2 protein-coding genes are annotated in these 752 nt (G+C 62.5%); both read right to left on the bottom strand.

What is annotated here, in order from left to right:
- Positions 1-28: 28 nt before the first annotated feature.
- Positions 29-448 (bottom strand): DUF2924 domain-containing protein, encoded by a 420-nt coding sequence (locus tag OB03_RS14610; protein WP_461344651.1) that lies wholly within the window; start codon positions 446-448, stop codon positions 29-31.
- Positions 445-693 carry a DUF3489 domain-containing protein gene (locus tag OB03_RS14605; RefSeq protein ID WP_461344650.1) on the bottom strand — a complete coding sequence of 83 codons (249 nt, stop codon included), beginning with the start codon at positions 691-693 and terminating at the stop codon, positions 445-447. Before OB03_RS14605 ends, OB03_RS14610 begins: the two co-directional genes overlap by 4 nt.
- Positions 694-752 lie beyond the last annotated feature (59 nt).

Here is a 752-nt window from a genome sequence, read left to right as displayed (position 1 = left end):
ATGGCGCAGCGAATGGTCTTGGTTTGGATCAGACCTGATCCTCCCGCAGACCAAAGAAGCGCGGCCCGTTCCAGCGCGAGCCGGTGATCTCGCGGGCAATGGCTGACAGGCTCTTGTGGTTCTGTCCCTTCCAGAGATAGCCGCCTTCCACCACCTCGACCTGATGGCGCTCGCCGTGCCACTCACGCTGGAGCAGCGAGCCGGTCTTGAAGCTGTGTGCGACCACGGTGGGCTTGGATCCAGTCCGGTGGCGCGCCGCCAGTTGCGCCAAACGTTTGTCCAGCGGATGGCGTGAACCCTCCTGCTGTAAGCGGTCAGCCAGCGCCCTTCTCATCAGATCGGTCGATCGCAAGGGCGGCGGCTCGCCAAACCTCTCGCGCCAGACCTTGCGTACCTCATCTAGGGTCATCGTCGTCACCGCCGCGACCAAGGCTTTGATCTCGCTCATTGGGCCACCTCGGTCTTCATCGACCAGTAGCGCGTGCCCTCATGATTGTGGCTTTGGACCTGATAGCCCTTTTTGCGCAGTACGCCGGCGATTGCGCCGCGCACCGAGTGCGGCTGCCAGCCTGTGGCAAGGGTCATGGCCTTCATGGTGGCCCCGCCCTCTTGCTGCAGAAGAGTGACTAGTTGTGCCTGTTTGCTCGGTGCCTTTGCAACCGGTTGCGGCTCTATGTTGTGGAAGGTCAGCATGGTGTTCCTCGGATCATCTGGAGCGGCTTGCCCCTACTGATCCGAGCCCGGCTTGGCCG

The organism is Brevundimonas sp. GN22 (assembly GCF_054824005.1).
This window is presented reverse-complemented; position numbering and strand designations above follow the sequence as displayed.

What these genes read in the sequence shown, in the direction of transcription:
- OB03_RS14610 (WP_461344651.1), bottom strand. Translation starts at nt 448, where the DNA reads ATGAGCGAGATCAAAGCCTTGGTCGCGGCGGTGACGACGATGACCCTA.
- OB03_RS14605 (WP_461344650.1), bottom strand. Translation starts at nt 693, where the DNA reads ATGCTGACCTTCCACAACATAGAGCCGCAACCGGTTGCAAAGGCACCG.